This is a genomic window from Bacillus sp. N6, from assembly GCF_052805735.1.
This window is the reverse complement of the sequence record NZ_CM127843.1, coordinates 1,505,253-1,530,267: the sequence shown is the minus strand read 5'-3', so window position 1 is coordinate 1,530,267 and position 25,015 is coordinate 1,505,253. Positions and strand designations below refer to the sequence as shown.

Here is a 25,015-nt window from a genome sequence, read left to right as displayed (position 1 = left end):
AGATGAATAGCGTTTTTTCAATATAAAATAAAAAAGATAGCCTACATAGGCTATCTTTTTTATTTTATTTAATTACTGGCACCACTATATGCTACATGTCGTTTCTCAATTCTCTCTTCAATTTCTTTCATATTTTCTTTATTATTTAATAGTGATTGTTTATTTTCAATTAATAATTGTTTAAAAGATTTTCTCACTTTTTTTCTCATTTTCATTGTCCTCCTTGGGGGATGGTTTATATAAAAGATAAAGAATTATCTGTGTGTCCTTATAATAATTGATTGTTGTGAATTCTATTTGAACTTCATATGAAAATTCCGTTTATTTTCTGACAACTTTGTGAACACGAAAAAAAGACTCTCTAAAACTATGTTGAAATTAATTCACTTCATTATAAAAATTACTATTCCCATCAACTTTTATCATTATATCTTGTCGAAACATTTATATATTTAAAATTGAGTTCGACATAATTTTATTTACTATAATACTGTTTACAAAAACAAAAAGAAGGTGTCACCAAGTCAAATTTCGACTTATGCAACATCCCTCTTTCCAAATTATTTATAGCATATTTATTAATATTTCAGGTCTTCCCCAATTCATTTCTTCACAAACAAATCTAAGTTTTTCTTCATCCATTGTGTGTAATCCCTCTTCTAGTAAACATGAAATTGGAACTTCACAGTGAATTTGTGCTAATTGCAACGAAATATTTAAGTTCTCTAAATCACTTTCAATCTTCGTACGCTGCGCTTTTGTTAATGATTCTACATTTTCTAGTACAGCGGATACTGTTCCGTGCTCTTGAATAAGCTTATACGCTGTTTTTTCACCGATACCTTTTACACCTGGATAATTATCACTTGTATCTCCCATGAAAGCTTTTGCATGGACGATTTGCCACGGCTCTACACCTTTTTCTTCCATGATTTTCTCCGGTGTGTAATATTCGTAATTTCCAATTCCTTTACGCAGAAGCATAACTGTAACGTTCTTATCAACAAGTTGAAGTAAATCTGTATCACCAGTTAAAATATAAACTTCAGCTTCATTGCAGTATTGTTTTGCAAGCGTACCGATACAATCGTCCGCTTCGTAGCCTTTCATACCGATAACTGGAATGGATAATTTCGCAGTCATTTCTTGCACTAAATCAAATTGAGGAATTAATTCTTCTGGTGGCGCTGCACGATTTGCTTTATAATTCGAGAACGATTCTGTTCTAAATGTCGTACTTCCCATATCCCAGCATGTAACGATATGTGTTGGTTCAATCGCTTGCGTAGCTGTTAACAAGTGTTTCATATAACCATGAATCCCATTCGTAGGGGTTCCATCTTGTCGTTTCATAAATTGTCCGTAGACACTTGTTGCGTAAAAAGCACGAAATAATAGTGCCATACCATCAACTAATAATACTTTTTTCATAATTCCTCTCCTATTAAAAAAATAATAACCTCACGTTATCACGTAAGGTTATATAAATAGATTACCATTCTACGTTTTTGCTCAACTTTGTCTATTATACATTGTTTTTGTATATTTAGCACCATTAACACATTAAGACGTTCTACTACAACAAGTATGCAATATGCCTGAATACGTATTTTTTCCAGTAGAAACAACGACAGCCTTTGCACTTCCACTAACGATATGTGAACCTTTAAAACATACATTTTCAAGCTCAAGTGGATTATAATCTTTCATCCGTTTTAATGGAATAAATCGTTTACGTTCAAGGTGATAGCAGCTTTCAAACTTCTCTATACTCGCTTCGTTTCCCGTTAACACAGACTCATTCACTAATAAATCATCTGCATAAATAATACGTACATCAGCTGGCACAGCATCTCCAGCCGAAAGAAAAATCATATCTCCAGGTACAAGTTCTTGCACTGGTATCTCCATCATTTTCAGTTCACTATTTAGCCCTGTACTACTAGAACATTCTACTCTAGATACAGTAATCGTTTCACGTTGTAATTCATCACACACACGTTGTTTTGAAAAACCTGGAATCATGCCACCAAGCTTCATCATTACTTCTGCAAGAATTGCTCTTTTTGAAGTTAGTTCATTTCGGCCATATACTTGAATACGTTTTTGCGCCTCTTTCATTGATAGTCCGTCTCTTGTTGTTTTAAAATATGCAAATACAGATTTTACATCTCTTGTTGCAATTTCAATTAATAAATCTTTATTTTTTTGGAGCATTGTTTGTTCTTTTATTGATTTTTTATTTAGTTTATATGACGTGTTACCCACAGTTTTGTTTGCATATAACATATTATCGTCTCCTCCTTTACAACATAGGAAGAAACGCTTTGTTTCTCAATTTATCCACTTTACTGTGAAAGTGTCTAGCGCTTTATAAACGCTACATTGTGATAAATATAGAGGGAGGAACAAATCGTTTCCTGCCTACATCATATATTTTTGATTTGAAGTATATGGGTAACGGAACCGAGTCAGAATTTGACATGCTCCTCACCTCCTCGTTTAATTTTATAGTTTATACTATGAAATTACTCATAGCTTGGTAACAAAAAAGACCCCTACCCTTAAGAGAGTAGTGGCCATTACATACACAAATAAACGATTTCTAATATAATTAGAAATCTACGGACCTCTCCCTCGCCGAGTTTTAGCACTGTATAGCATAGGTACATTACCAGCTACGTTAAGAAAAACCTTAATTCGATCATTCCTGTTGACCCATTGGCGTCTCTCGACATTTTTGGGCAGTAGCATTTCTCTATACAGGAGCCTCACCTAACAGAGACTTATTTTCATTACATTGAAAATGTTACTCTTATTTAAAATAGATGTCAACCGTAGCCTACAATTTTTTCAAAAGGTATGGCAAACTAACGTATATAAAGTGAAACTTTAATCAGTGGGGGTTTTGTTCATCCCCCACTGATTATTAGCCCTCACCAATCGGGCTGCCCGGCAAATAGCGGGATAAAATTAAAAACTTTACGTTTAAACGTAAAGTTTTTAATAAGTTATACAACCAGCGATTACAATCCCAATCGAAAGCGATAAAAACATAAGAAAAAGACCGACTGCTTGATTATCTTCTTCGAGACTTTTGTTTATATTAAAGCGTGGTGTAAGCCACTCAGCTAAATAAAAGACGATAATTTGAGCCAAAATCCCAACTGCTCCCCACGAAATCATATCAAGAAGTGAAATTGAATTAGCTGCTGTCGAATATAAAACAACAGCTAACCCAAGTAATCGTCCTCCAAGCACATAGCTTACCGCCTTATTTCCTTGAGCCATTAACTTAAATTCCTTTACTTTCGTTGTCACTTCCATCAAGAACAGACCTATACATAAAAGGCCGAGTGTTACTGCTAAATATAATAAAAAATTAATCATTTTTCCCCCTCCTTTTTATACCTACCGGTAAATAGTACGATTCATTTCCTGTAATCTTTTCTCCCGCACGAATACCGATACTACTCGCTTTTCCAGCAATTAAAAACGAACCAAACACATATGACAGTTTCTCGATCCCTTTTTCTGTTTCCAAGGATACGACTGGCAGTTCGGTATACTTTTGAAATATCGGCAGTGACGCTTTATACGTTTCGTATGCATTTTGAAGCATAATATTTTCGTCTTTATCGCGAATCGTAATTGTATCTCCTTCTCTCCCAAATGAAGGTTTTTGAACGAAAGAACCTTTTCCTAAAAATAAATCTGGTTCTAAATATGTAGGTAACATATATTCTTTAATCCACTGTTGTTCCTCATTTGTATAAAAGACCTCTTCTTCTGCTAACCCCCAAATAAGACACTGAATTGATTTTGGCTGAAGTAAAAATGCTGACAAAGGATTTATTATAAAAAGCTTTCCGGCTTTTACAAGTTGTAACAGTTCCACACCTACCAAATCTCCTGTTTCAGGATCTTGATCCTCAATTAAATCTTCTATCGGATATGTTTGGCGATATAAAACATCAATCTTCGCCCCATCTTTATCGACTAGAGCATCCTTTGTAATTCTAAGTTCTGACATTGGCACTACTTTATTTTCAACATGGCATAGCTGACTTAAATACATAGTGGTATTCCAATCCTCGATATGTTCATGATGCGCTGTAAAAACAACATTTGGATTATCTAATCCCTTTGTCGCTTCCATTACTGCTTTCGTTACACCAGAAGATAGCAATCGTTCTTGATCCGAGTTTGGATCATCATAGCCTAGATTTTCACATACTTTCCCATTCATTCGAAAACATTCCACAATAAAAGTTGGTGTATCACTATTAAACTCAAGCATTTTGATTTTATTATCCTCTGTTACAGCAAAATCAAATCGCGAAATTACAGATTCAGGATAAAGCCCTTTCATTCTAATGAATGATAAACTCGCGGATGGAAAGCCAAGATCTAGAAGCTGTTCGTCACTTAAATTACGCAGCAGTCTAGCAGTCTTAAAAAATATTTTCCCCATTCGTTCAGTCGCTAAGTGTAATTGGTCCAAAGTCTGATTTGTTATAGAAAAAACATGAAACAAACTATACTCACATTCATATAAATCCGACCAAAAATTCGGATATTTTAAATAAAATTCTTTTCGATTTCTTATGTATTGCGACATATTTTAGCCCCCAAATCCTCCCTTTGAACCGCTTCCAATTCCACCTTTAAATTCAGCAGACGATTGATACGATTTAAACGCCGATGAATTTTTAAAGGTGGACTTATTTTGATAGTATCGCCCACCATAGAAATAATGCCCACGATAACCTGAACTACTATCATCACACTGCCATACCCCAAGTTCATCATCCCAATCCCAATCAGAACAACTATTATCATTCGGTTTTGGGGGAAGATCTTGTGCGCAGCCAAATAAAGTGCCAGTCATTAAAGATGTTACGACACCACCTACTAGCCATTTCGTTTTTGTCACCTTCGCACTCCCCTTTTTAAATTCTATTCCTATTATATAGGATGGCATGATAAAGTAGAAGAAAAAGGAAGAAGAGGGATTAAATGCGCTTAGAATATCGACTTAATGATGAAACGAAAGGGTATCCTGCTTTATGGAACTACGCCAATATTTCTAATTCTGAAATTATCGCACGCATGACTTGTGAATATTTTATTAAAGAGAAAAATACTTATGTTGTTACTGCAACTTCGGTTGATCCAGACGGAACAGCGGTTATTTATATTCAAAAAGAAGTTTTCGTCAATGACCCTTCAGACCCTACATACTCCCACATCGGTTTTGAAATTAGAGAACTAAGTGAAACGAGTTCAAGCTTAGTAGATAGTCAAGATGTATGGAACTACGAAGAAATTTTACCATCTCTTCATTCAGATATTATATATATTCAGCGAGACGGCATGTCTATGGAATTCTCCTTGGATTCAAGAGAGATTGATGAAGACAGAAAGTGCTACATTTATTACGGAAACTTCACAGGTGAATCAAGATAATATTGATATATCTATGCAACAAAAAAACCTTACGTATAAAACGTAAGGTTTTTATATAGCCCCACATATGCCGTTCTCTCTAGATGTCCATAAACCTGCTCTCACAGGTGGATGCTCTCACAAATGTTTGTAACTTCCTTCTTAAAAAGATGGCATGTTAGCTACATTTAAATATTGAACTTCCATATTAAACTTATTGGTTTAAGACATGCATAAGCTACGTACACCGTAGGAATTTTATATAAGGTTAGTTGAAATAAGACCCCCGCACGTGCCGCTCCTCGTAAATGTCCAAAAACCCGCTACTCGCAGGTGGATGCCCTCACAGTTACCGTACATCTTCCTCCACAAGGAAGGCTTGATGATGGTCGCTAAATATTGAGCTTCCGTATAACTAACATCGGTTTTAGACATAAATAAGTTACGTACACCGCAGGATGTATTATTTACTTGTCGTTATATTATCACATTGTTTCCAATGTGTAAAATACAAAGTTTTTCGAGCAATCTCTTGCTTGTGACCTTATTTTAATACAAATTATTTTTGCATGCAAGTGATTAATCTTCTTCTTTTGCAATTTGATTTTCTGGATAAGAAATCCAATCACTCCAGCTACCTGCATACAATTTAACATTTTGGAATCCAGCCAATTTTAACGCAATGATATTTGGACATGCCGTAACACCAGAACCACAATATACAATGGTTTCCTTATCTTTCGACAGATTTTGGAATCGTTCTTGTTGCTCAGCTTCATTCTTAAATTGTCCTGATTGCAATATTCCATCCTTCCAAAAATAGTTTGTTGCTGTCGGAATATGTCCTGCTTTATGATCGACAAGTTCCTCTACACCAGCATAACGTTTTGGCTCTCTTGAATCAATTAACGTAACATCTGCACCTGCCTGGATATTCTCTCTTACTGTTTCCATCGATACAAGCATATGATCTTGTATGTTTGTTTTAAATGTTTTTCGTATAACAACAGGAATTTCCGTTGTTGTCGGTAGTCCATTCTCTTTCCAAACCGGGAAACCACCATCTAATATATATACTTTCTCATGTCCTACATAGTTACATAACCACCATAAACGAGCAGCATTTGCACCAGCTTGACTGTCATACGCAATTACTGTCGTATGTTCATCAATACCAACCTCCGAAAGCTTGTCCGCAAACTCTTCAATGCTTGGCAACGGATGGCGGCCACCATGTTCTGCTATAGGACTTGATAAATCTAAATTCAAATCAAAATATAACGCATGAGGAATATGTTCTTCTTCATACTTTTCTCTACCCCAATTAGGATTCGCTAAATCAAAACGACAATCGATTACACGGACGTTCTCATCTTCTATATGCTCACGTAACCATTCGACTGTAACTATCATCTTTAACGACCTTCTTTCTCTTGTAAACGACTTACATACTCCATAACCATTTCTTCTGTAACATATTTACGCTGCAAGGTAACACCATTTTTTGCAAGATCATTAATTTGCTTTGTTACAACATTAATGACATCAACCGAAAATTCTTTCCCATTTGACGCAAGAGATACGGCTGCTTCAATAGCTGCTTCACGCTGCGCATCTAATTGTAAACATGCTTTTACACTTTCATTTTGTTTACGAGAATGTGCTGTAATTGCTTTATGTACTTCCATCTTCTCTTCCCCCTAAATAAGTTATACGTTCTAATTCAATTCCATTGCAAGCCGAATCATATCACGGCATACAATGCCATTTTCAATAATCTCTTCTTCATAATGCTTCGAAAAGTAATCAAAATCAATAGAAAAAATACGAAATCCACATTTTTGATATAAAGCAAGTTGTGAAACACTAGAATTTCCTGTACCAATTTCAAGTTTTGACATACCATATCCTTTAGCAGTTTCTACGGCATGCCTTAATAGCTTCTTCCCAATCCCTTTTCCTTGCAAATGCTCTGCAACCGCAATATTCATGATTTCCATCGTCTTCGGCCTTGTTTCCAAAAGAACATACACACCGATGATGCTGCCCCCTTGCTTTGCTACGTATGTTAACCCTCTTTGTACATATATAGCTATTTGCCGTTCACTTGGATCAGCAAGTAGCAATAAAGACTTCGGTATAGCCTCTTTTAAAATACGTTCTATTACAAAAGACATAAAAAATCCCCCCATCTCTATTGTTCTAAACCCTCCTTGTCTACCATAAATAATAGAAAGGAGGGATTCACCATGGACAACAATGAGAAAAAATGCAACGTCATCTCTATTGATGGAAAGAAGAAGAAAAGCGACACGTATTCCTATCCAAAATTAGTAGTTGAAAATAAAACATACGAATTTTCTTCATTCGTCTTATGCGGTGAAACACCAGATGGCAGACGACTCGTTCTTACTCATATGATTTCTACCGATGAATTTGCTGGATTTGTCAAATCTTTAGATACTGTACTGCAAAAGAAAATTGAACGAATCTTTTTCTCATAACGACTATATAACATAAATTTCTTTTTCAATCTCTACTAACTGATTGTGCAATTGTTCTTTACTTTGTTCATATAGAGATACATCGATCGTTTCAGCCAATGCAAACAATATACTTTCATAATAGTTCATTACATCTTGTTGCATCACTTTTTGGAATAAGTTCCACTTCATATCCCATTCTTGCTTATAATGATGGACAAATAAATCTTTTTCATCGGCTACATAGTTTGATACAAGCGGTTCTAATACAAATTTAGCGTCTTCTTGCATAAAAGCTTTGTCATTCTTTTCAAAAAAGCTTTTCTCATTTTTAAAATGTGCCAGTGCTTTTTTGAAATCTTTTATTTCAACTGAAGGGAACGGTTCTTTATGTGTAATATCTTTATATTCATACTCAACTGTTCCATTCATAGAAATTGATTGATTTTCTACTTTACAGTTCACTACAATTTCGTCCTTTGCACGCTTCATCGCTTCGTCTATCCATTTTTCAAGACGTAATGATGTCGCACGCATTTCTTGTAATAAATCATGCTGAATAAATGCTACTAATTCCATAACACACTGTTGCAATTGTGTTTTCACATTTCCATCCGTTCGAAGTGACGCCGGATTAATAAATTCAGTAAACACATCGTTATAACGTAGGAATAGACGCTGTTGCACGTAATAAAGCAACTCTTTCACTTCATTTTGCATCGCCTGTTCTTCAGCAAGTACACTATATGATGAAATAATATGAAGTAGTTGATCACGCTCTGCTTCATATTTTTTCGTTTGCTTCTCTTTCTCTTCATTCCCCTGCTTTGCACCATTTATCATGTTTACTAAAAGCTGATTTGCCCCTTGCAACGCACCATATAGAGCATGCACAGAAACAAGCATTAAATCTCTCATCATAAAGGACGTAAATGATTCCTCAAACTTAGTAATTCCAGAGTTTTGTAAAATACCATACTTCTCTTTTTCAACATTCTTTCCTTGTTTCTCTTCAAGCGCACATAAACTTGAAATTGCAAATAAACGCGGATTTCTAATACCGTATTGCAGTAGCTGATCTGCGATATAACCTTTTACCATTTCAAGTTCTTCTTCAGACTCTGCTAAATCCGCCGCATTAATTAAGAAGAACATTTTATCAAGGGCAAAAGTATCCTTTACACGCCCAAGCTGAATTAAAAATTCACGATCAGCACGAGAGAATACATGGTTATAATATGTTACAAATAAAATAGCATCTGCATTTTTAATATACTGGAATGCAACATCCGTATGGCGAGCATTAATAGAATCCGCTCCAGGTGTGTCTACAAGCGCTACTCCCTGCCTTGTTAAAGCACAATCATAATAAAGCTCCATATACTCAACGAAGCATGATTTTTCTTCATTCGCTACATAATCAGAGAACTCTTCTAATGTGACTTGTACTTGTTCTCCTAAATAAGTAGAAACTGCATCATACCCTTTTTGTACCGCTCGTAAAAAGCTAAATGTTGTTTTTTGCTTCCCAGTCGGTGAAGGATATTTCATAACTTTATCAATTTGTGCTAACGCCTCATCTAACGTAGTAATCTCATAATGAAACAGCTTATAAACAGCTTTCATATCTTCTAATAGAGCTTGCTTTGATTTGAATTGAACCATTACTGTTCCGTGTGGTTTTTCCTCTGTAACCGGCAATATTTGATTAATCGTTGCCGTCGTCGGATTTGGTGATACAGGAAGTACCTTCTCACCAAGTAAGGCATTGGCAAATGATGATTTCCCAGCACTAAAAGCTCCGAATAACGCTACTGTAAATTGTTTCGTTTCCACACGACGCCTTTTTTCTATCACCTCTTGCTGTACATGTTTCAGCGCTGGCAATGGCTCTAATATCATTTCAGCTTTCTTCACTTCCTCTAATATACGCTGAATATTTAAAGCTGCCGTTCCTTTTATCTCTTCTTCATGAGCCGCTACGTTATCATTTACCATTTCCTGCTCTTGTAGTGTGAATTTCTCACTAACAATTTGTTTTTCACGTTGCAATATCTCCTCTATTTGCAATCCTTCTGGTGTAGCAACACGCTCGTGCCAAACATTTTGTAAATAACTTTCATATGTCTCTAAATTGTTACTGTATTGTAATTCCGTCTCTTTTGCCGTTTGCAACATCGTATATTTTTCAATCTCTTCTTCCATACGAGCAACTGCTTCCTTCACTTTTTGCTTTAAAACAACTGCACTTTTATCAAAAATTTGCTGTGCTTTTGTAAAATAACGTTTCTTCAGTTCATTCGCTACATCCGCTGTATAAAGAAGTAAGTAATCACCTGTGAAACCTGCACCTTGTTTAATGACTTCAGCTAACATTTCTGGTCCAAAAGCGATTTCTAAAGCATATATGTCTTTCCCAATTTCCTCCGTGAACAATCCTTCTTCTTTTAAGAAGGCTACAATAAATTCTTTCACATGAAAATCAAGTTGCGTTTCAACAGTCTTTTGAAGGGCAGAATAAAACGCCTCTACACGTCTTTGTTTTTCTTGCTCCGTCTTTCCTTTCGCAAATAGCAAACCAACTTTAAACTTTGTTAATTTCGTTTCTAAATATGCATTTGCCAATTCTCTCATTTCAAATGGCATTAAATACGCGTTATCTAATATAGCTTGTAAACCTTTTATAAATTCGTTTCTCACATGAGATTCTTTACTAGCCTCGCGATGTTTAGTTTCCGTTAGCTCTTCTTTCTTTTCAACTATTTCTGAAATCAAAAGCGGTGATGCTAACTCTTCCTCATATGTCAAAAGAGCTTTTTCATTTTCAGAAACAATAAACGAGAAATGTTCTCCCATTAAATGTTCTGTTTCTCGCTCCATTCCCTCTCTTACATACTGCTCTTTTTCTTTCATAATAGAAGTAATTAATGTTTCTAAGCTTCCAATTTCATTATGTGGATGGTTCATCATTCGTAATGACGTATAATAAACTCCATCTACTTCAATATCCCAGTTAGAGAACGATTGTTTCACACTATCTTTATAATCCTCAAATGATAATTCATTTTCTTTATGTTTATCTATTTGATTTACAACGAGATAAACCGTTTTATTACGTTGTTTCAATTCTTTAACAAATTGCAAATTCACTTCCGATTGGACGTGATTATAATCCATCATATAAAAAATTACGTCTGCTAGATGTAGCGTTGATTCTGTCGCTAGTTGATGGGCATCATCTGTTGAGTCAATCCCTGGTGTATCAACTAACATAACCCCCTCAGGAATTGGTGCATCATTCCGATAAATATGAACACCAATTACCTCATCGCCATCTTTACAAATTTGCTTTAATTCTTCTGCTGAATATGCACCGTCATATTCGTACTGTTCTCCAGATTTAATCGTTACAACAACACGATCAAATCCCTTTTCAATTTTAACGACGTTAGCGCTTGTCGGAATTGGACTTGTTGGTAACAACTGCGCTTTATATAGATGATTCATCATCGTTGATTTCCCTGCTGAGAAGTGACCGCAGAACGCTATCATAAGCTGCTCTCGTTTATATTTTTGAATTACTTCAAACAACTTTAAGCTATTCTCTGCATCGCCGTGTTTTTGCCACTCTTCATAAAAACAAACAAGTTTTTTCATACCGTTTGTCTGTACTATGTTTGTCATCCCCTTGTTCCCCTTTATCCAAGATGTATATACTTTTCCCCGCTAATTGCGAGCTCATAACCAGTGAGAGTTACACCTACCCATTGATTACAGTTTCACTTTACTATCATACTAAATTTTCAGCATATTCTCATTAAAAATAAAAAATCCCTTTCATTCTTTTTACAAATGAAAGGGATTTTATGTCATATCACTCATTTTGCTGTTCCTACTCCATTTAAAACATACTTTGCAATAACTGCATATACAGCAACTGTACCTGCTACTAATGCATATACCATACTCATGCACCAACCTTTTTTGATAATGATTATCACTTTTGAATACATTTTATCATTAAAGAGAATCATTATCAACACTTTTCATAAAGAAAGCTCCTTATAAGAAGGAGCTTTACTGCCTGTTTTGAAAAAGGTTAAAACTTGTTGTGCACTCTTATTATATCTCATCCTACATAACTTAACAGTTTAAAAAAATGGAAATATCCCCTATCCCCTCCATCTTACATTTTGTATACTAAAAGGGAATTACTTAACAAGGAGGAAAAAAATGACACAAAATCTCACACAAGGCGAGAGGATACACTCCATTGATATTATTAGAGGAATAGCTGTATTAGGTATTTTTCTTGTTAACTGGCCAATTATTGCCGGGGTTGACTCACGTGATATTACAGGAATTTACGAAGGGATAGACAGCTATATTCGCCTATTTTACGATATGTTTATTCAAACGAAATTTTATACAATTTTTTCGTTTTTATTCGGATTAGGTTTTTATATTTTTATGAATCGTGCTGAGGCGAAGACCGATCGTCCAAAAACTTTGTTTGTTCGCCGCTTACTTATCTTATTATTATTCGGGTTCTTACATTACGTTCTTTTATGGGACGGTGACATTTTACATACTTATGCAATTACCGGGTTTTTCTTATTTTTATTTTACAAAAGAAAGACACGTACTATTTTAATATGGTCAATTGTACTATTAAGTTTCATGCAATTGTTCACATTATTAGGTTCTCTTGTCATGTTATTAGTGCCGGTAGATGAACTAGGCCTTTCCATAGCCATTATGCCGTTAGAAAACTGGGGCTTACAAATTACAGACAGATTCTATTCATTCTATTCTGAAGCAATAAGTAACAGTCTTATTATGCTTCCTGAAACACTAGGATTGTTTTTACTCGGATTATATGCCGGTAAAAAAGACATTTTCCGCCGTGCTAAGGAATTAGATCCAAAACTTAAAAAATGGCAAATCATTATGTTCATTTTAACATTACCGATGTGGTTTATTATGGTTTACTTCTTTATGAACAATCAACCATACACACCATTTTCACTTATGGGCATTACGATGATAAGCGGAAAGACATTGTTCATCTTCTACATTGTCACGTTAATGCGTTTATTACAAAAAGAAAAATGGCAAACGTTATTACGTCCATTCCAATACGTTGGACGAATGGCATTAACAAATTACATCTCGCATACAATTGTTACATTACTCGTATTCGGGCTATTGTTTAAAAATGATTATCTGGCTCCACTATGGGTTGGACCACTATTCTGCATTAGTTTCTACACGTTACAAATCTTTATTAGCCGCTGGTGGCTTTCACATTACCAATACGGACCACTTGAGTACATTTGGCGTCTTGGTACTTACGGGAAAATGATGCCACTTAAAAAGAAAAGCAAGGTCTCATAACGAGACCTTGCTTTTTTACGCTTCTCTTACTGCACTTTGCATAGACACCGGCTCTTCTTTTACTTTCACTTTACGCTGCGGCACCATATTAAATACGATATTTAAAAGTACTGCTGACGCACTTCCAAGTACAATTCCGTTATCTGTTAAAATACGAATGTTTTCAGGAAGTTGTGAGAATAATGTAGGAACAACTGTAACCCCAAGCCCAATTCCGACAGAACATGCAACAATTAATAAGTTTTCTTGTTTGCCAAAATCAACGCTACTTAACATTTTAATACCATATGCCATTACCATACCGAACATTGCGAGCATAGCACCGCCAAGTACTGATTTCGGAATGATTGTTGTAATAGCTGCGATTTTAGGAATGAATCCAAGAACGATTAACATACCACCGCAAGTATAAATAATAACGCGATTTCTTACTCCAGTTAATTGAACAAGTCCTACGTTTTGAGAGTAAGTTGTATATGGGAACGCGTTGAAAATGCCACCTAACACCATCGCTAATCCTTCTGCTCGATAGCCCTTTGTTAATTCTTTTTCACCGATTTTTTTATTGCAAATATCAGATAATGCAAAGTATACACCCGTTGCTTCTACAATCCCTACACAAGCGACGAGAATCATCGTAATAACTGGTGTTAATTCAAATGTTGGTGTACCAAAGTAAAATGGTTGAATACCATGGAACCAATCAGCCTCTCCAACCGCTTGCAAGCTTACTTTCCCCATAAACGCTGCAACGATTGTACCGAACAATAGACCTAGTAAAATAGAGATTGAACGAATAAATCCATCAAAGAAACGATACATAATGATGATAAATAGTAACACACCAAATGCTAATGCTAAATTTTCAAGACTACCGAAATCCTTACTTCCTACTCCTCCAGCCATATCATTAATTGCTGCTGGAACAAGTGTAACTCCAATTACAGTAACAACAGATCCTGTTACAACAGGTGGAAATAGTTTTACAAGCTTTCCAAATAATTTCGCAAAAATAACAACGAATAACCCAGCAGCAATAATTGCTCCATAAATAGAAGACACACCGTATTGTTTTCCAATCGCAATCATCGGTCCAACGGCTGTAAATGTACAACCGAGTACAACGGGAAGTCCAATACCGAAAAAGCGATTTGATAATGCTTGTAAAATTGTTGCAACGCCGCACATTAATAAATCAATTGAGACTAAATATGTTAATTCTTTTTGATTTAAACCAAGTCCACCGCCCACAATAAGCGGAACGATAATTGCTCCAGCATACATTGCAAGCATATGTTGCATACCAAGCGATGCAATTTTAAATGGATGCTGCTTCATCGTTTATTTCACCTCCGCAGTTTCTTGCTGTACAAATGTAACTGTGCCGTTATCAAGTGATGCAATTTCTGCTAGTGATTCAACACGAACGCCTTGTTCACGAAGCTTCTTTCCTCCATCTTGAAATGCTTTTTCAATAACAATTCCAATTCCTGCAATACTTGCTCCTGCTTGCTCTACCAAACTCATTAAACCTAAAGCAGCCTGACCGTTTGCTAAAAAGTCATCGATGATTAGCACGCGATCATTTTCATCAATATGATTTCGAGATAATGAAATTTCATTTGTTTCTTGTTTTGTAAATGAATATACGTTTGCAACGTACATATTATCTTGTAACGTTAACGATTTACGTTTTCTTGCAAAGATTACTTTTACACCAAGCTCTAATGCAGCCATAACAGATGGTGCAATGCCTGAAGATTCAATCGTCACGATTTTTGTAATGTTCTCTTCTTTAAAACGTTTAGCAAATTCTTTTCCGATTTCTTGCATAAGTACTGGATCAATTTGGTGATTTAAAAATGCATCCACCTTTAATACGTCACCAGATAAAACCTTTCCTTCATTCAAAATCTTTTCTTGTAATACTTTCATGTTTGTTCCCCCTCTTATGCAATAAAAAAACTCCAAAAGCCGCCACCACTCGTTACAAGTGAGAGACGCGCTTTTGGAGTTTCGCAAAAAAGAATGCCAAACAAGCAATTATATTCGTCCTCACTCATAGTCAAAGTATTTACGGTACTTCGGTAGAAACTTGCAGGCCATATCCCCGCGATTATATGAGTGTAGCTAACTATTTATTTTATAGAAGGATTATAACGCACTTTTTATACTTTGAAAAGCATTTATCGAAAAAACACGTACGAATTTTTAAAAACTACTATTTTCGTTCGAGTTTTGTAAACTCTTTCATTCCCAATTACAACTTCGTTAAAATGATTGGCCCATCTTTTGTAATCGCAAGTGTATGCTCATATTGAGCTGATAATTTCCCATCCATCGTTCGTGCAATCCACCCATTTAAATCTACTTTCGAATATCGCATACCTACATTGACAATCGGCTCAATCGTAATCACCATCCCTTCTTGTAACTGAGGCCCTTGTCCTTGTTTCCCAAAATGAAAAATTGCTGGTTCTTCATGAATCTCTTTACCGATTCCATGTCCCGTAAAGTCTCTTGCGACAGAAAAACCTTCATTTGTTACATAACTTTCAATTGCATAGCCAATGTCTCCTACATGATTACCGATTACCGCCTGATCAACCCCTTTATATAAAGCATTCTCTGCTACTAGCAACAACTTTTCTGCTTCATCAGAAACTTTTCCAACTCTATACGTCCAAGCAGAATCTGAAAGACCCCCATTTAAGTTTACTACCATGTCAATTGTTACAATATCACCCTCAGTTAAAGGAACATCGGCCGGAAACGCATGACACATTTCATCGTTTACAGATGCACATATCGCATATGGATAACCATTGTAATCTTTCTGTTCAGATGTGGCACCATGCTTTTTTAAATACATTTCAACAAACGTATTAATCTCTTGCGTCGTTATACCTGGCTTTATCATTTTCGCAATTTCTTTATGACATGAAGCAAGTAATTTTCCAGATTCATGCATCAAATCTATTTCGTTTTTCGTTTTAATTGTAATCATACTACCTCTACCTTTCCTTGCTAAACCTACTATTCGCTACTAAACTTCTATCATACACATCCTTTACCAAAATTTCAAAACCCTCAATTACAACAAGTAAAAAAATATGTATCATATATTTCTAAATCAAAATAAAAAAACAGAAGATCCCTCTGTTTTTTAATCACGTTTACATATGTAGTTCATTTTCAAAAACTCAAAACAACTACCATTTGTTTTCTGTATAAACGTTCCAACCACTTCAAATCCCGCCCTTTTATACACTTTTATCGCTCTCTCATTAAATGTCGCTACTGATAGTGTTATATATTTGCATCCGTATTTTTCTTTGCTAAAAGCTAGTCCAGCATTCACGAACTGTAAACCAAATCCATTGCCAGTTATATCAGGTCTCATTCCAAGTCCTATATCAACCGTTCCATCATTCATTTTACAAACAGTAAAAAAACCAATGAGAATGCCATTTTGCTTCACAGAAAATGTATGATTTCCTCTACTCTCACCATGTAAAAATTCAGCTAAATCTTCTTCATCTGCCTCTATATCATAAAAAGAATATTTCCCTTCATAATGCCAGTTATACGCAATTTCCTCCGCTTCTTCTTGCTTCATTACTGTATATGTATAACCCATTCTATCATCCCCTTTAATAAAAAGAGCTGCAATTAAGCAGCTCTTTTTTTACAACTCATAAATCGCTCTATATTTCGCTTCTAAATAATCGGCTAAGTAGTTTGCATTTAAGCCTTCACCTGTTACATCTTCTAAAATTTCAAGCGGCTTTTTCGTTTTACCATATTGGTGAATATGTTCTGTTAACCATTCACGAATCGGTGTTACGTTTCCTTCTTCTAATAATGCATCAAAGTTCGGAATGTCTTTTAACATTCTTTGCTTAAATTGCGCTGCATACATGTAACCAAGCGCATAAGATGGGAAGTATCCAAATGAGCCACCAGCCCAGTGAACATCTTGCAATACACCTTGCGCATCATTTTCCGGACGAATTCCTAAATATGCTTCCATCTTATCATTCCAAGCTGCTGGTAAGTCCTTCACTTGTAATGTACCATCAAATAATTCTTTCTCTAATTCATAACGCACCATAACATGAAGCGGGTATGTAAGCTCATCTGCTTCTATACGAATGAATGACGGCTTCGATTCGTTAATTGCATCATAAAACTCATCGACTGACATATCATCAAATTGACCATCGCTATACTCTTTTAATAAATCATAATTTTTCTTCCAGAATGATTTATTACGGCCGATAAAGTTCTCAAAGAATAATGATTGTGATTCGTGAATACCCATAGATGTACCACTGCAAAGTGGTGTACCTTCAAATTGTTCTGCAATGTTTTGTTCATATACTGCATGACCACATTCATGAATTGTTCCAAATACAGCCATACGGAAATCTTTTTCATCATAGCGTGTCGTAATACGAACATCCCCTCTATTTAATGTAATTTCGAAAGGATGTACTGTTTCATCAAGACGACCTGCTTCAAAGTCATAATTCAATTGCTTTAATAGTTCTAATGTAAAGTTCTTTTGTTTTTCTTTTGAAAACTGTTCCGATAAAGCACTTGTTTTTAATCCTTTTTTAGACTCAGAGATTTCTTTTACAAGCGGCACGATACGCTCACGAAGTTGACCAAATACGTGATCTAAAACTTCTACTGTAATACCTGGCTCATACATGTCTAATAATGTATTGTATTTATATGTTTCATAACCCCAATATGTAATAAATTTCTTTTTAAATTCAACAATTTTTTCTAAGTACGGGCGGAACATTTCGAAATCAGATTTTTCGCGAGCTTCTTCCCACACACTCTCTGCTTTCGCTTCTAATTTCACATAAGCCTCATATTCAGCTTGTGGAATTTTTTTATTTCTATCATATTCTTTCCGACACTCTTCAACCATTTTCTTTGTCGTTTCAGAAAGTTTATCTTCACGTATTAAAGCTTCAAGTTCTGTTAAATAGTTTCCCATCTCATCTGAAGTCGACATAGCAAACACTTCTGACGAAAGCATACCAATTACTTCTGAACGCTGATCTACACCTTTTTTTGGTGCACCTGTTCTTAAATCCCAAAACATTAAACTTAATGCTTCTCCGTAATTCTGTATCTTCTTCACGTATGTTAAAAATTGTTTTTCTACCTCATATGTAGCAACTGTCATCGTATAAAAGCCTCCTTTTTCTACCTCAAACTTAATTCGACACGGAAACATAAATTCCTTTTATAATAGAAAAAAAGCTTGGCAAGCGCCAAGCCTTCTCCTTATAATTCTTTACCTTCTACTGGCAGTACATTTTTCACAGCTGCAACTACTTTCTCATCTTCTGAATCAGATAAGAAGATTGATATAGCACCTTTATCTTCACTTGTACGAATTAAACGCCCAATTCCTTGACGAAGTCGTAAAATCATATATGGTACATCTACATCCCAGAATGGATCATTTACGTGCTTACGTTTCGCTTCAAACACAGGATCGTTTGGAGGGAATGGTAATGACCAAATAATAACGTGTGATAATGATGAACCAGGAATATCTAAACCTTCCCATAAATGAACCGCACAAAGTACAGTCTCTTCTTCATTTTGGAAACGAGAAACGAGCTGGCTAATTTCCTGATCTCCCTCATATAAGAACGGAACCGACATTTGCTCCTTACTTACATACTCTTTGAACGCTGCAAGCTCTTGCGTTGTACGGAATAATACAAGCGTACGTCCATTTGTTTTTTGTATATTTTCAAGTGTATATTGACACTTTCTTTCCCATTCATTTTCTTTCGTATGCGATAGTAAGTTTACTGCCATTTGCTCTTCGTAATCAAACGGTGAAGCAACTGAGAATGATAAGTAATCTTTTACCCCTAGGCTATTAGCTGTAAACGCGAATGAATCATTGTTCGATAATGTCGCAGAAGAGAAAATATACGGTATTTTCTTCGAGAACACTTTCTCTTGTAATACTTCTTCAACTGCACGCGGCATAATCACTAACGTGAAGGCACCATCACCTTCTTCACCCCAAGTAATTACATTTTTCTCGTGCATGAACAGACGAAGTGAATGTTCTAATACATCTAAATGCTCATCAACAATATTTAAATCATATGTGTTTACTGTATGCATTTCACTTTCGAATACTAATGCATCTCCAACTTCACCGATTTTTGCATAAAGTCGTTTCGCTTCAGCTGTTACTTTTTCTGTCACAGTAATTTCTAAACGATCAGAACCGGCAATTTCTTTTTTGTTTTCTTGTAACACATCAAAGAATCGCTCTGTTTGCCAAATTGTTTCTTCTACTAAATGTGCAAACTCCTCACGAATATCGTTTTGTAGCAATCTCGTTAAAAGTTGCTCCATCATCGTTTGCTTTAAACGATATGTTAAAGCTTTTTGAGCTGCATATTCTACAAGATGTCCTTCATCGAATACAACGCAGCTACTTTCTGGTAATAATGGAATTTGTCCTTCACGCTTACGAGCATCGTACGTCCAAATATGATCCATATAGAAATCTTGAGAACAAATAATTAAATCTGCTGCTTTACGATAATGTTCACGAGAAAGAGTTTGTCCACAACGATGACGAGAATCACAAGTAAAGCAATCTTGGAAGTAATCCCAATTTACTTTTGACCATTCTTCGTCATTTAAAAGTGGAAATTCTTTTCTGTCACCATAGTGAGTAAAGTTTTGCATCGTACCATGATCGAATACAAACTGTGGTAACTCGTAATATACGTCTTCAATTACTTCTGGAGCTCGTCCACTCATAACATCTTCAAGTTTACGTAAGCATAAATAATTATCCATTGATTTTGCAAGCCTTACATCAACAGATAGCCCTAATGCTTCAGATAACTTAGCGATGTCCCCTTCTTCTTTTACAAGCTGCTCAATTAACGTTTCATCTGCACAAGCAATAATAGCTGGTTTCCCAGTATAACGCGCGTAACAAATTGCATATAGAAGATATACAATTGTTTTCCCGGTTCCTACACCAGCTTCTGCGAACATAACTTTCTTTTCTTGGAAAGCGCGTTCTAACTGAAACGCCATAAAAATTTGTTCATCACGCTCTTCAAAGCCTTTTTCCGGAAGGATGTCGTAAAACACATCTCCAATCCACTCATTCAACTTATCATAAAAATTATCTTGTTTTCCTACTTCAAATGGTAATCTCTTCTCAGTAAACATCCTTAGCCTCCAACCAAAAAGTTTTTCTATAAAAAGATAATAGCAACTGCTACGCATATGTATGCATTTGCTTTCCCCTGTTACAATACATAGAAATTCACGAAAAAAAATTTTCCTTTCGAAAAAGGAAAATTTTCTTCTATATTAATGACTTTAAATACCGTTTATCAATCGCTGTTTCATGTGAAAGAGCTGACAAATATTCTTCTTGTGCTTTTTGTATTTCATCTACAATCGCACCTTGACTATCCACTTCTTTTCCGAGCTCATCATACGTACGGTGAATAGCTTTTTGAATCATTGATAATTGGAAATTATCCATATCACTTCCTCCTTTACGCATTACATAATAGCCAGTATATGCGCGCTGGAGGAGTTTTATACTATGAATTACGCGGTGGACGTTTTCCGAAGTATTGGTAGTAATCTGTACGGATAAATCCGTTAAACAGTTTACGCTTCTTCGACGCATCTTTTCCGTAACACTTCTCAAATGCTTCGTAGCTTGTTAATACATACGCTGACCATGTATCTAACGGGCGGAATACTTGTCCCATTTCTTTATACAGTTGTTCAACGAGTGCTTTTTCACTTAAACGTTCTCCGTATGGAGGATTCGTTACAACGTAGCCATAATCCTCTTTTGTTGTGAAATCTTTTACTTGCATTTGTTTAAATGTAATTAAATCGCCTAAGCCCACTTCTTCTGCGTTATCTTGAGCAACTCGAATCATACGATGATCAATATCTGATCCAATGATTTGTAATCGTTGATCATAGTTCGCTAAATCTTCAGCTTCTTGACGAGCTTCACGCCAGTTTTGTTTACCTACCCAGCCCCACTCGTCAGATGCGAAACCACGGTTAAATCCTGGTGCAATGTTTTGTCCAATTAATGCTGCTTCAATTGGAATTGTACCTGATCCACAGAATGGATCAACAAATGGACGATCTGGCTTCCAGTTTGTTAATTTAATTAAAGACGCAGCTAATGTTTCTTTTAACGGAGCTTCCCCTTGATCCATACGGTATCCACGTTTATGAAGTCCAACACCACTCGCATCAATTGTTAATGTTGCAATATCCTTGAGCATTGCAATCTCGATACGGAATAACGGACCATCTTCTTCAAACCAAGTTGTACGTTTATATGTTGTTTTTAATTTTTCAACGACAGCTTTTTTAACGATACGTTGGCAATCCGAAACACTGAATAATTCAGATTTTAAAGATTTACCGATAACAGGGAACTCGCCATTCTCTGGAATATAATCTCCCCAGTTTAATGCTTTCGTTTTTTCAAATAGCTCATCAAATGTTGTTGCTTTAAATTCGCCAACTTTAATTTTTACACGGTCCGCAGTGCGTAACCATAAATTCGTGCGACAAATCGCCTTTTCATCTGCTTCAAATGTTACTTTGCTGTTTTCTACTTGACATTCATAACCAAGATCGCGAACTTCTCGGGCAACTAACGCTTCAATACCCATTGCCGCTGTTGCAATTAAAGTAACTTTTCCCATTTGCATTCACCTCTTATGTATATTCAAACAATAATTAATAGCAATTGGTCCTATTAATCATTACATTTTACGAAAAATTTTCTCATTAACCATTTTAACTCATACTTTATAACTTCATACAAATAAAAAGCCCTCCTCTAACAAAGGAGAGCTGAGTTATTTCATAGTTGGTTCATAACGTTCTGTAAGCCATGTTCTGTTCCTTTGTACTACAAACGGCCCACGCCTCGTACTCCGGTGGCAATCATCTATCTACAGGTTATAAAACCTGTCCTTTCCCGTCGTTCATTTCCTTGGAAAAGATTCCCCTACCATTATTTGGGTTTCTCGCTCGTGGGGTTTACCTCGTTCCACTCCTATCATTTCTTCAAGGACTTCGTCACTGTGGCACTTTAAAGGTAGTCAAACCATATCCGAAAGGACTTAGGTTTTTTCCCTGCCGTTAAACCAGCCTTACAGCCAGAATACCCTAGCTTATGAATTGGCTAGGCACGAACACTACAGCCATCTCAGGCCGTGCGAGCATGGACTTTCCTCTACAACGTTGGCGTTGCAGCGATTACCCAAACGTTATGACATCCATTAGTATAGTGGAAACAAAAAGATTTTGCAACGTTTTTTTCTATGTAAAACGCTTAAACCTTTTCCCACCTTACATCATTCGTATAACTTACTTCCAAATACAGCTTTTTCTAAGTTAGATAAGCGTTTTAAAATATCCGTATTCGTGTTGTTATAAACCGGTTGTGCAACTGGTGTTTGTACAGGTTGTTGTGGAACTTGCGTTACTGCTAGTTTTTGTTCCTCTAATTCACGCTTTAAACGAGCATTTTGTTGCTTTAATTGCTCAAACTCTTTGTGGAAAGCTTCATAGTCTTTAATGATCATATCAAGAAACTTGTCTACTTCTTCTTGCTGATAACCTCTCATACCTGTTTTAAATTCTTTTTCTAAAATATCTTTCGCTGTTAATTTAATTTTATCCGAAATCATTTTCTTCACCTCAAATTTTTACCAAAACTTTCATTAACTAAATTTTTTCAGAAACAATGCTTTTTGTCAATCATATATACGAGTACTATATTACATATTACTCTGCATTATTCCACTGTTCCTCTTCTATTATATCTTGTAAATCAGAAAAAAGAATGAAATAACTGTGATAATTTTCTATTTCCCCTTTTTTCTTTGCTGCTTCTACAATATATTTGGGACTTCCTGGTTTTTCTTCATCATATACCGCTAAAAGCGCATCACTTTTTTCAATAAAAAATTGATTTTTTAATTTAAATTGTTCTGGGCTTTCATACTTCCGTTTTGTGATACTATCAACATGGTCTGCTTGAGAAAGAATAAATTCGTAATATTCACGATTATCTTCTTTCCAATTTTCTTCTTGTTCTAAAAACGGAGTAAATACCGCTAATTTTAAGTCTGGATATTCTACTTGAATTTCAAAAACAACTTCAGCAGCCCATAATTCTACACCTAACTGGCCGCTTATTATAACCCACTCTAAACCATCTTCTACAAAAGTGGTTAATTTGCGGTGTAATGCCTTTTTTATACACTCCACCCCTGGATGATCATTTTTAAATATTCCAAGTTCAAATGGCTTATATCCTGTTACTGCAATAACTTTCATATCAACACTCCAATTACAAAAAAAGAACTAGCATTTCGCTAGTTCTAACATATCATTTACTTTTTAAATATTCCACCAACGTTTGGTCCGATATTTGGACCTACTGGTGATACATTGTTTGGTAAAAACGGTGATACATTTGGTCCTGGTCCAAACGGTGATACATTCGGTCCTGGTCCAAACGGTGATACATTCGGTCCTGGCCCAAATGGAGATATTTGATGACCGTGGTGATGATGACCATGGCCACACGGTCCACATCCACCGCCGAATCCTGGGTCGATTGGGTCCACAACATTTACATTTGAATTTGTTTGTGGGAAGAAGTTTTGGTTTTTAATTTGTTGATGATGTACATGTGTTGTATGTGTTGGGAAAATGTGTGGCACCACCGTTGTTGAAAAAGAGTGTGTTACGCATTGTTTCGTCGGATGAACGACAGGAGCAGTTGTACAAATAGGTCCTACAGGCTTATGCCCTCCAAAACAAGGATGACAATGATGCATAGTTTTTTTCTCTCCTCTCTCGTTAAAAAAATCTGATTACACTTTACAGTATGAGAAAAGAGAGAAAGCCGTTTGTTATATATACCCATTTATTACAAGGAAATTTGTCTAGTCCTTTATTTCATATACAATACTTTCATAGACAACCCTTCAACATTACTTACCAAAGAAGCCTCCAACTTGCTTTACAATACCTGTCACCTGATTCATCGCATTCATCATCTGGCCAGCTGTGTTCATCATTTTATTTACATCATAGTTACCATCTGATGTTTTAAATTGAGAAACAAAACTAGAAAACTGACTTGGCTGTTGTTGCTTTTGTTTACTCTGCGTCGGATACGGTTGTTTTGGTGGATAAAACATCCCTTGTTGATTAGCATAGGGCGCTTGTGGTGGCATATAATATTGTGAATTCATATAAGGCTGTTGCTGTTGTTGATTCATGTATGGTTGCTGAGCTTGTGATTGTTGAGCTTGATTCACATAAGGTTGCTGCTGTTGTGGTTGTTGGGCCTGATTTACATAAGGTTGCTGCTGTTGTTGAGCTTGATTCATAAATGACACTTCAAACGGTTGATAATAATTTTGATTTCCATAATAAGGCTCGAAAGGATACATATTATACCGTAAATATGTATCCGTATTATATTGGTACATATTTTGCTGTGCATATGGATACGTTTGCTGATATACGTTAGATTGTTGAAACATGCATTCTCTCCTCCTTTACATAAGTTTCTACATATATAATATGTATCTATAAAA

25 protein-coding genes, 3 other RNA genes and 2 riboswitches are annotated in these 25,015 nt (G+C 35.7%); of the genes, 3 read left to right on the top strand and 25 right to left on the bottom strand.

Translation table 11 applies throughout. The features are described 5' to 3' along the window. Positions 1 to 68: 68 nt before the first annotated feature. The 6 genes from ACUXVC_RS08015 to ACUXVC_RS07990 form a co-directional block, all read right to left on the bottom strand. A complete protein-coding gene (locus ACUXVC_RS08015; protein WP_001228048.1) occupies positions 69 to 209 on the bottom strand; it encodes an FbpB family small basic protein in 141 nt (46 codons plus the stop codon). 355 nt (positions 210 to 564) lie between these two features. Further along, complete coding sequence (locus ACUXVC_RS08010) at positions 565 to 1,431, bottom strand: 5'-3' exonuclease (RefSeq protein WP_000757069.1); 867 nt, start codon at positions 1,429 to 1,431, stop codon at positions 565 to 567. Between the two features lie 132 nt (positions 1,432 to 1,563). Continuing rightward, on the bottom strand, positions 1,564 to 2,289 hold the full coding sequence (locus ACUXVC_RS08005) for a P-type ATPase (protein WP_000964944.1): 726 nt from the start codon (positions 2,287 to 2,289) through the stop codon (positions 1,564 to 1,566). A gap of 335 nt (positions 2,290 to 2,624) precedes the next feature. Beyond that, positions 2,625 to 2,790, bottom strand: a riboswitch (M-box (ykoK) riboswitch). Between the two features lie 213 nt (positions 2,791 to 3,003). Further along, complete coding sequence (locus ACUXVC_RS08000; protein WP_000606862.1) at positions 3,004 to 3,390, bottom strand: DUF350 domain-containing protein; 387 nt, start codon at positions 3,388 to 3,390, stop codon at positions 3,004 to 3,006. Next, positions 3,383 to 4,621: a glutathionylspermidine synthase family protein gene (locus ACUXVC_RS07995; RefSeq protein WP_095691148.1), complete on the bottom strand. Its 1,239-nt coding sequence runs from the start codon at positions 4,619 to 4,621 to the stop codon at positions 3,383 to 3,385. Before ACUXVC_RS07995 ends, ACUXVC_RS08000 begins: the two co-directional genes overlap by 8 nt. Before the next feature lie 3 nt (positions 4,622 to 4,624). Further along, positions 4,625 to 4,936, bottom strand: a complete 312-nt coding sequence (locus tag ACUXVC_RS07990) for a hypothetical protein (RefSeq protein WP_000169030.1) — start codon at positions 4,934 to 4,936, stop codon at positions 4,625 to 4,627. An 83-nt stretch (positions 4,937 to 5,019) separates the two neighbouring features. Between ACUXVC_RS07990 and ACUXVC_RS07985 the strand changes: the two genes are divergently transcribed. After that, on the top strand, positions 5,020 to 5,469 hold the full coding sequence (locus ACUXVC_RS07985) for a hypothetical protein (protein WP_053564870.1): 450 nt from the start codon (positions 5,020 to 5,022) through the stop codon (positions 5,467 to 5,469). A gap of 54 nt (positions 5,470 to 5,523) precedes the next feature. Here ACUXVC_RS07985 and ssrS (ACUXVC_RS07980) read toward each other — a convergent pair. The 5 genes from ssrS (ACUXVC_RS07980) to ACUXVC_RS07960 all read right to left on the bottom strand — a co-directional run bounded on the left by ssrS (ACUXVC_RS07980) (position 5,524) and on the right by ACUXVC_RS07960 (position 7,625). Continuing rightward, positions 5,524 to 5,707, bottom strand: a non-coding RNA gene (gene ssrS / locus ACUXVC_RS07980) — 6S RNA. A gap of 21 nt (positions 5,708 to 5,728) precedes the next feature. Further along, a non-coding RNA gene (gene ssrS / locus ACUXVC_RS07975) (6S RNA) lies at positions 5,729 to 5,911 on the bottom strand. A gap of 116 nt (positions 5,912 to 6,027) precedes the next feature. Continuing rightward, entirely contained in the window at positions 6,028 to 6,861 is an 834-nt protein-coding gene (locus ACUXVC_RS07970) for a sulfurtransferase (protein WP_053564871.1), read from the bottom strand. Between the two features lie 2 nt (positions 6,862 to 6,863). Further along, positions 6,864 to 7,136 carry a YpbS family protein gene (locus ACUXVC_RS07965; protein WP_000451820.1) on the bottom strand — a complete coding sequence of 91 codons (273 nt, stop codon included), beginning with the start codon at positions 7,134 to 7,136 and terminating at the stop codon, positions 6,864 to 6,866. A 30-nt stretch (positions 7,137 to 7,166) separates the two neighbouring features. Then, a complete protein-coding gene (locus ACUXVC_RS07960) occupies positions 7,167 to 7,625 on the bottom strand; it encodes a GNAT family N-acetyltransferase (protein WP_000011410.1) in 459 nt (152 codons plus the stop codon). 72 nt (positions 7,626 to 7,697) lie between these two features. Here ACUXVC_RS07960 and ACUXVC_RS07955 point away from each other — a divergent pair, with 72 nt between their 5' ends. Then, positions 7,698 to 7,952, top strand: a complete 255-nt coding sequence (locus ACUXVC_RS07955; RefSeq protein WP_000369740.1) for a DUF3931 domain-containing protein — start codon at positions 7,698 to 7,700, stop codon at positions 7,950 to 7,952. Between the two features lie 3 nt (positions 7,953 to 7,955). Here ACUXVC_RS07955 and ACUXVC_RS07950 read toward each other — a convergent pair whose 3' ends face one another. After that, entirely contained in the window at positions 7,956 to 11,615 is a 3,660-nt protein-coding gene (locus tag ACUXVC_RS07950) for a dynamin family protein (RefSeq protein ID WP_340784368.1), read from the bottom strand. 549 nt (positions 11,616 to 12,164) lie between these two features. Between ACUXVC_RS07950 and ACUXVC_RS07945 the strand changes: the two genes are divergently transcribed. Continuing rightward, positions 12,165 to 13,328 carry a DUF418 domain-containing protein gene (locus ACUXVC_RS07945; RefSeq protein ID WP_000193179.1) on the top strand — a complete coding sequence of 388 codons (1,164 nt, stop codon included), beginning with the start codon at positions 12,165 to 12,167 and terminating at the stop codon, positions 13,326 to 13,328. A 15-nt stretch (positions 13,329 to 13,343) separates the two neighbouring features. On the opposite strand, the gene pbuX is transcribed toward ACUXVC_RS07945, so the two are convergent. From pbuX to ACUXVC_RS07880, 13 genes are all read right to left on the bottom strand, one after another. After that, positions 13,344 to 14,666: a xanthine permease PbuX gene (gene pbuX, locus ACUXVC_RS07940; RefSeq protein ID WP_000809230.1), complete on the bottom strand. Its 1,323-nt coding sequence runs from the start codon at positions 14,664 to 14,666 to the stop codon at positions 13,344 to 13,346. Between the two features lie 3 nt (positions 14,667 to 14,669). Next, a complete protein-coding gene (locus tag ACUXVC_RS07935) occupies positions 14,670 to 15,263 on the bottom strand; it encodes a xanthine phosphoribosyltransferase (RefSeq protein ID WP_000866496.1) in 594 nt (197 codons plus the stop codon). Positions 15,264 to 15,370: 107 nt separating this feature from the next. After that, positions 15,371 to 15,472: riboswitch (purine riboswitch) on the bottom strand. 116 nt (positions 15,473 to 15,588) lie between these two features. Continuing rightward, a complete protein-coding gene (locus ACUXVC_RS07930) occupies positions 15,589 to 16,335 on the bottom strand; it encodes a type I methionyl aminopeptidase (RefSeq protein ID WP_098976751.1) in 747 nt (248 codons plus the stop codon). A 159-nt stretch (positions 16,336 to 16,494) separates the two neighbouring features. Next, the gene (locus ACUXVC_RS07925) at positions 16,495 to 16,968 is read right to left on the bottom strand and encodes a GNAT family N-acetyltransferase (protein WP_044307512.1); all 474 of its coding nucleotides are present in this window, start codon (positions 16,966 to 16,968) and stop codon (positions 16,495 to 16,497) included. Positions 16,969 to 17,016: 48 nt separating this feature from the next. Continuing rightward, a complete protein-coding gene (gene ypwA / locus ACUXVC_RS07920) occupies positions 17,017 to 18,534 on the bottom strand; it encodes a carboxypeptidase (RefSeq protein WP_023521517.1) in 1,518 nt (505 codons plus the stop codon). A 101-nt stretch (positions 18,535 to 18,635) separates the two neighbouring features. Continuing rightward, entirely contained in the window at positions 18,636 to 20,573 is a 1,938-nt protein-coding gene (locus ACUXVC_RS07915; protein WP_000493700.1) for an ATP-dependent DNA helicase, read from the bottom strand. Between the two features lie 139 nt (positions 20,574 to 20,712). Further along, on the bottom strand, positions 20,713 to 20,895 hold the full coding sequence (locus ACUXVC_RS07910) for a DUF3921 domain-containing protein (RefSeq protein ID WP_000368570.1): 183 nt from the start codon (positions 20,893 to 20,895) through the stop codon (positions 20,713 to 20,715). A 61-nt stretch (positions 20,896 to 20,956) separates the two neighbouring features. Next, entirely contained in the window at positions 20,957 to 22,096 is a 1,140-nt protein-coding gene (locus tag ACUXVC_RS07905; RefSeq protein ID WP_000521224.1) for a THUMP domain-containing class I SAM-dependent RNA methyltransferase, read from the bottom strand. A gap of 180 nt (positions 22,097 to 22,276) precedes the next feature. Next, an RNA gene (gene rnpB, locus ACUXVC_RS07900) (RNase P RNA component class B) lies at positions 22,277 to 22,667 on the bottom strand. A gap of 86 nt (positions 22,668 to 22,753) precedes the next feature. Continuing rightward, positions 22,754 to 23,089 (bottom strand): cell division regulator GpsB, encoded by a 336-nt coding sequence (gpsB, locus tag ACUXVC_RS07895; RefSeq protein WP_000622431.1) that lies wholly within the window; start codon positions 23,087 to 23,089, stop codon positions 22,754 to 22,756. A 97-nt stretch (positions 23,090 to 23,186) separates the two neighbouring features. Next, on the bottom strand, positions 23,187 to 23,741 hold the full coding sequence (locus tag ACUXVC_RS07890) for a DUF1273 domain-containing protein (protein WP_000862916.1): 555 nt from the start codon (positions 23,739 to 23,741) through the stop codon (positions 23,187 to 23,189). 56 nt (positions 23,742 to 23,797) lie between these two features. Next, on the bottom strand, positions 23,798 to 24,247 hold the full coding sequence (locus tag ACUXVC_RS07885; RefSeq protein WP_060630213.1) for a spore coat protein: 450 nt from the start codon (positions 24,245 to 24,247) through the stop codon (positions 23,798 to 23,800). Between the two features lie 156 nt (positions 24,248 to 24,403). Beyond that, positions 24,404 to 24,961: a YppG family protein gene (locus ACUXVC_RS07880; protein WP_000487718.1), complete on the bottom strand. Its 558-nt coding sequence runs from the start codon at positions 24,959 to 24,961 to the stop codon at positions 24,404 to 24,406. Between the last annotated feature and the right edge of the window lie 54 nt (positions 24,962 to 25,015).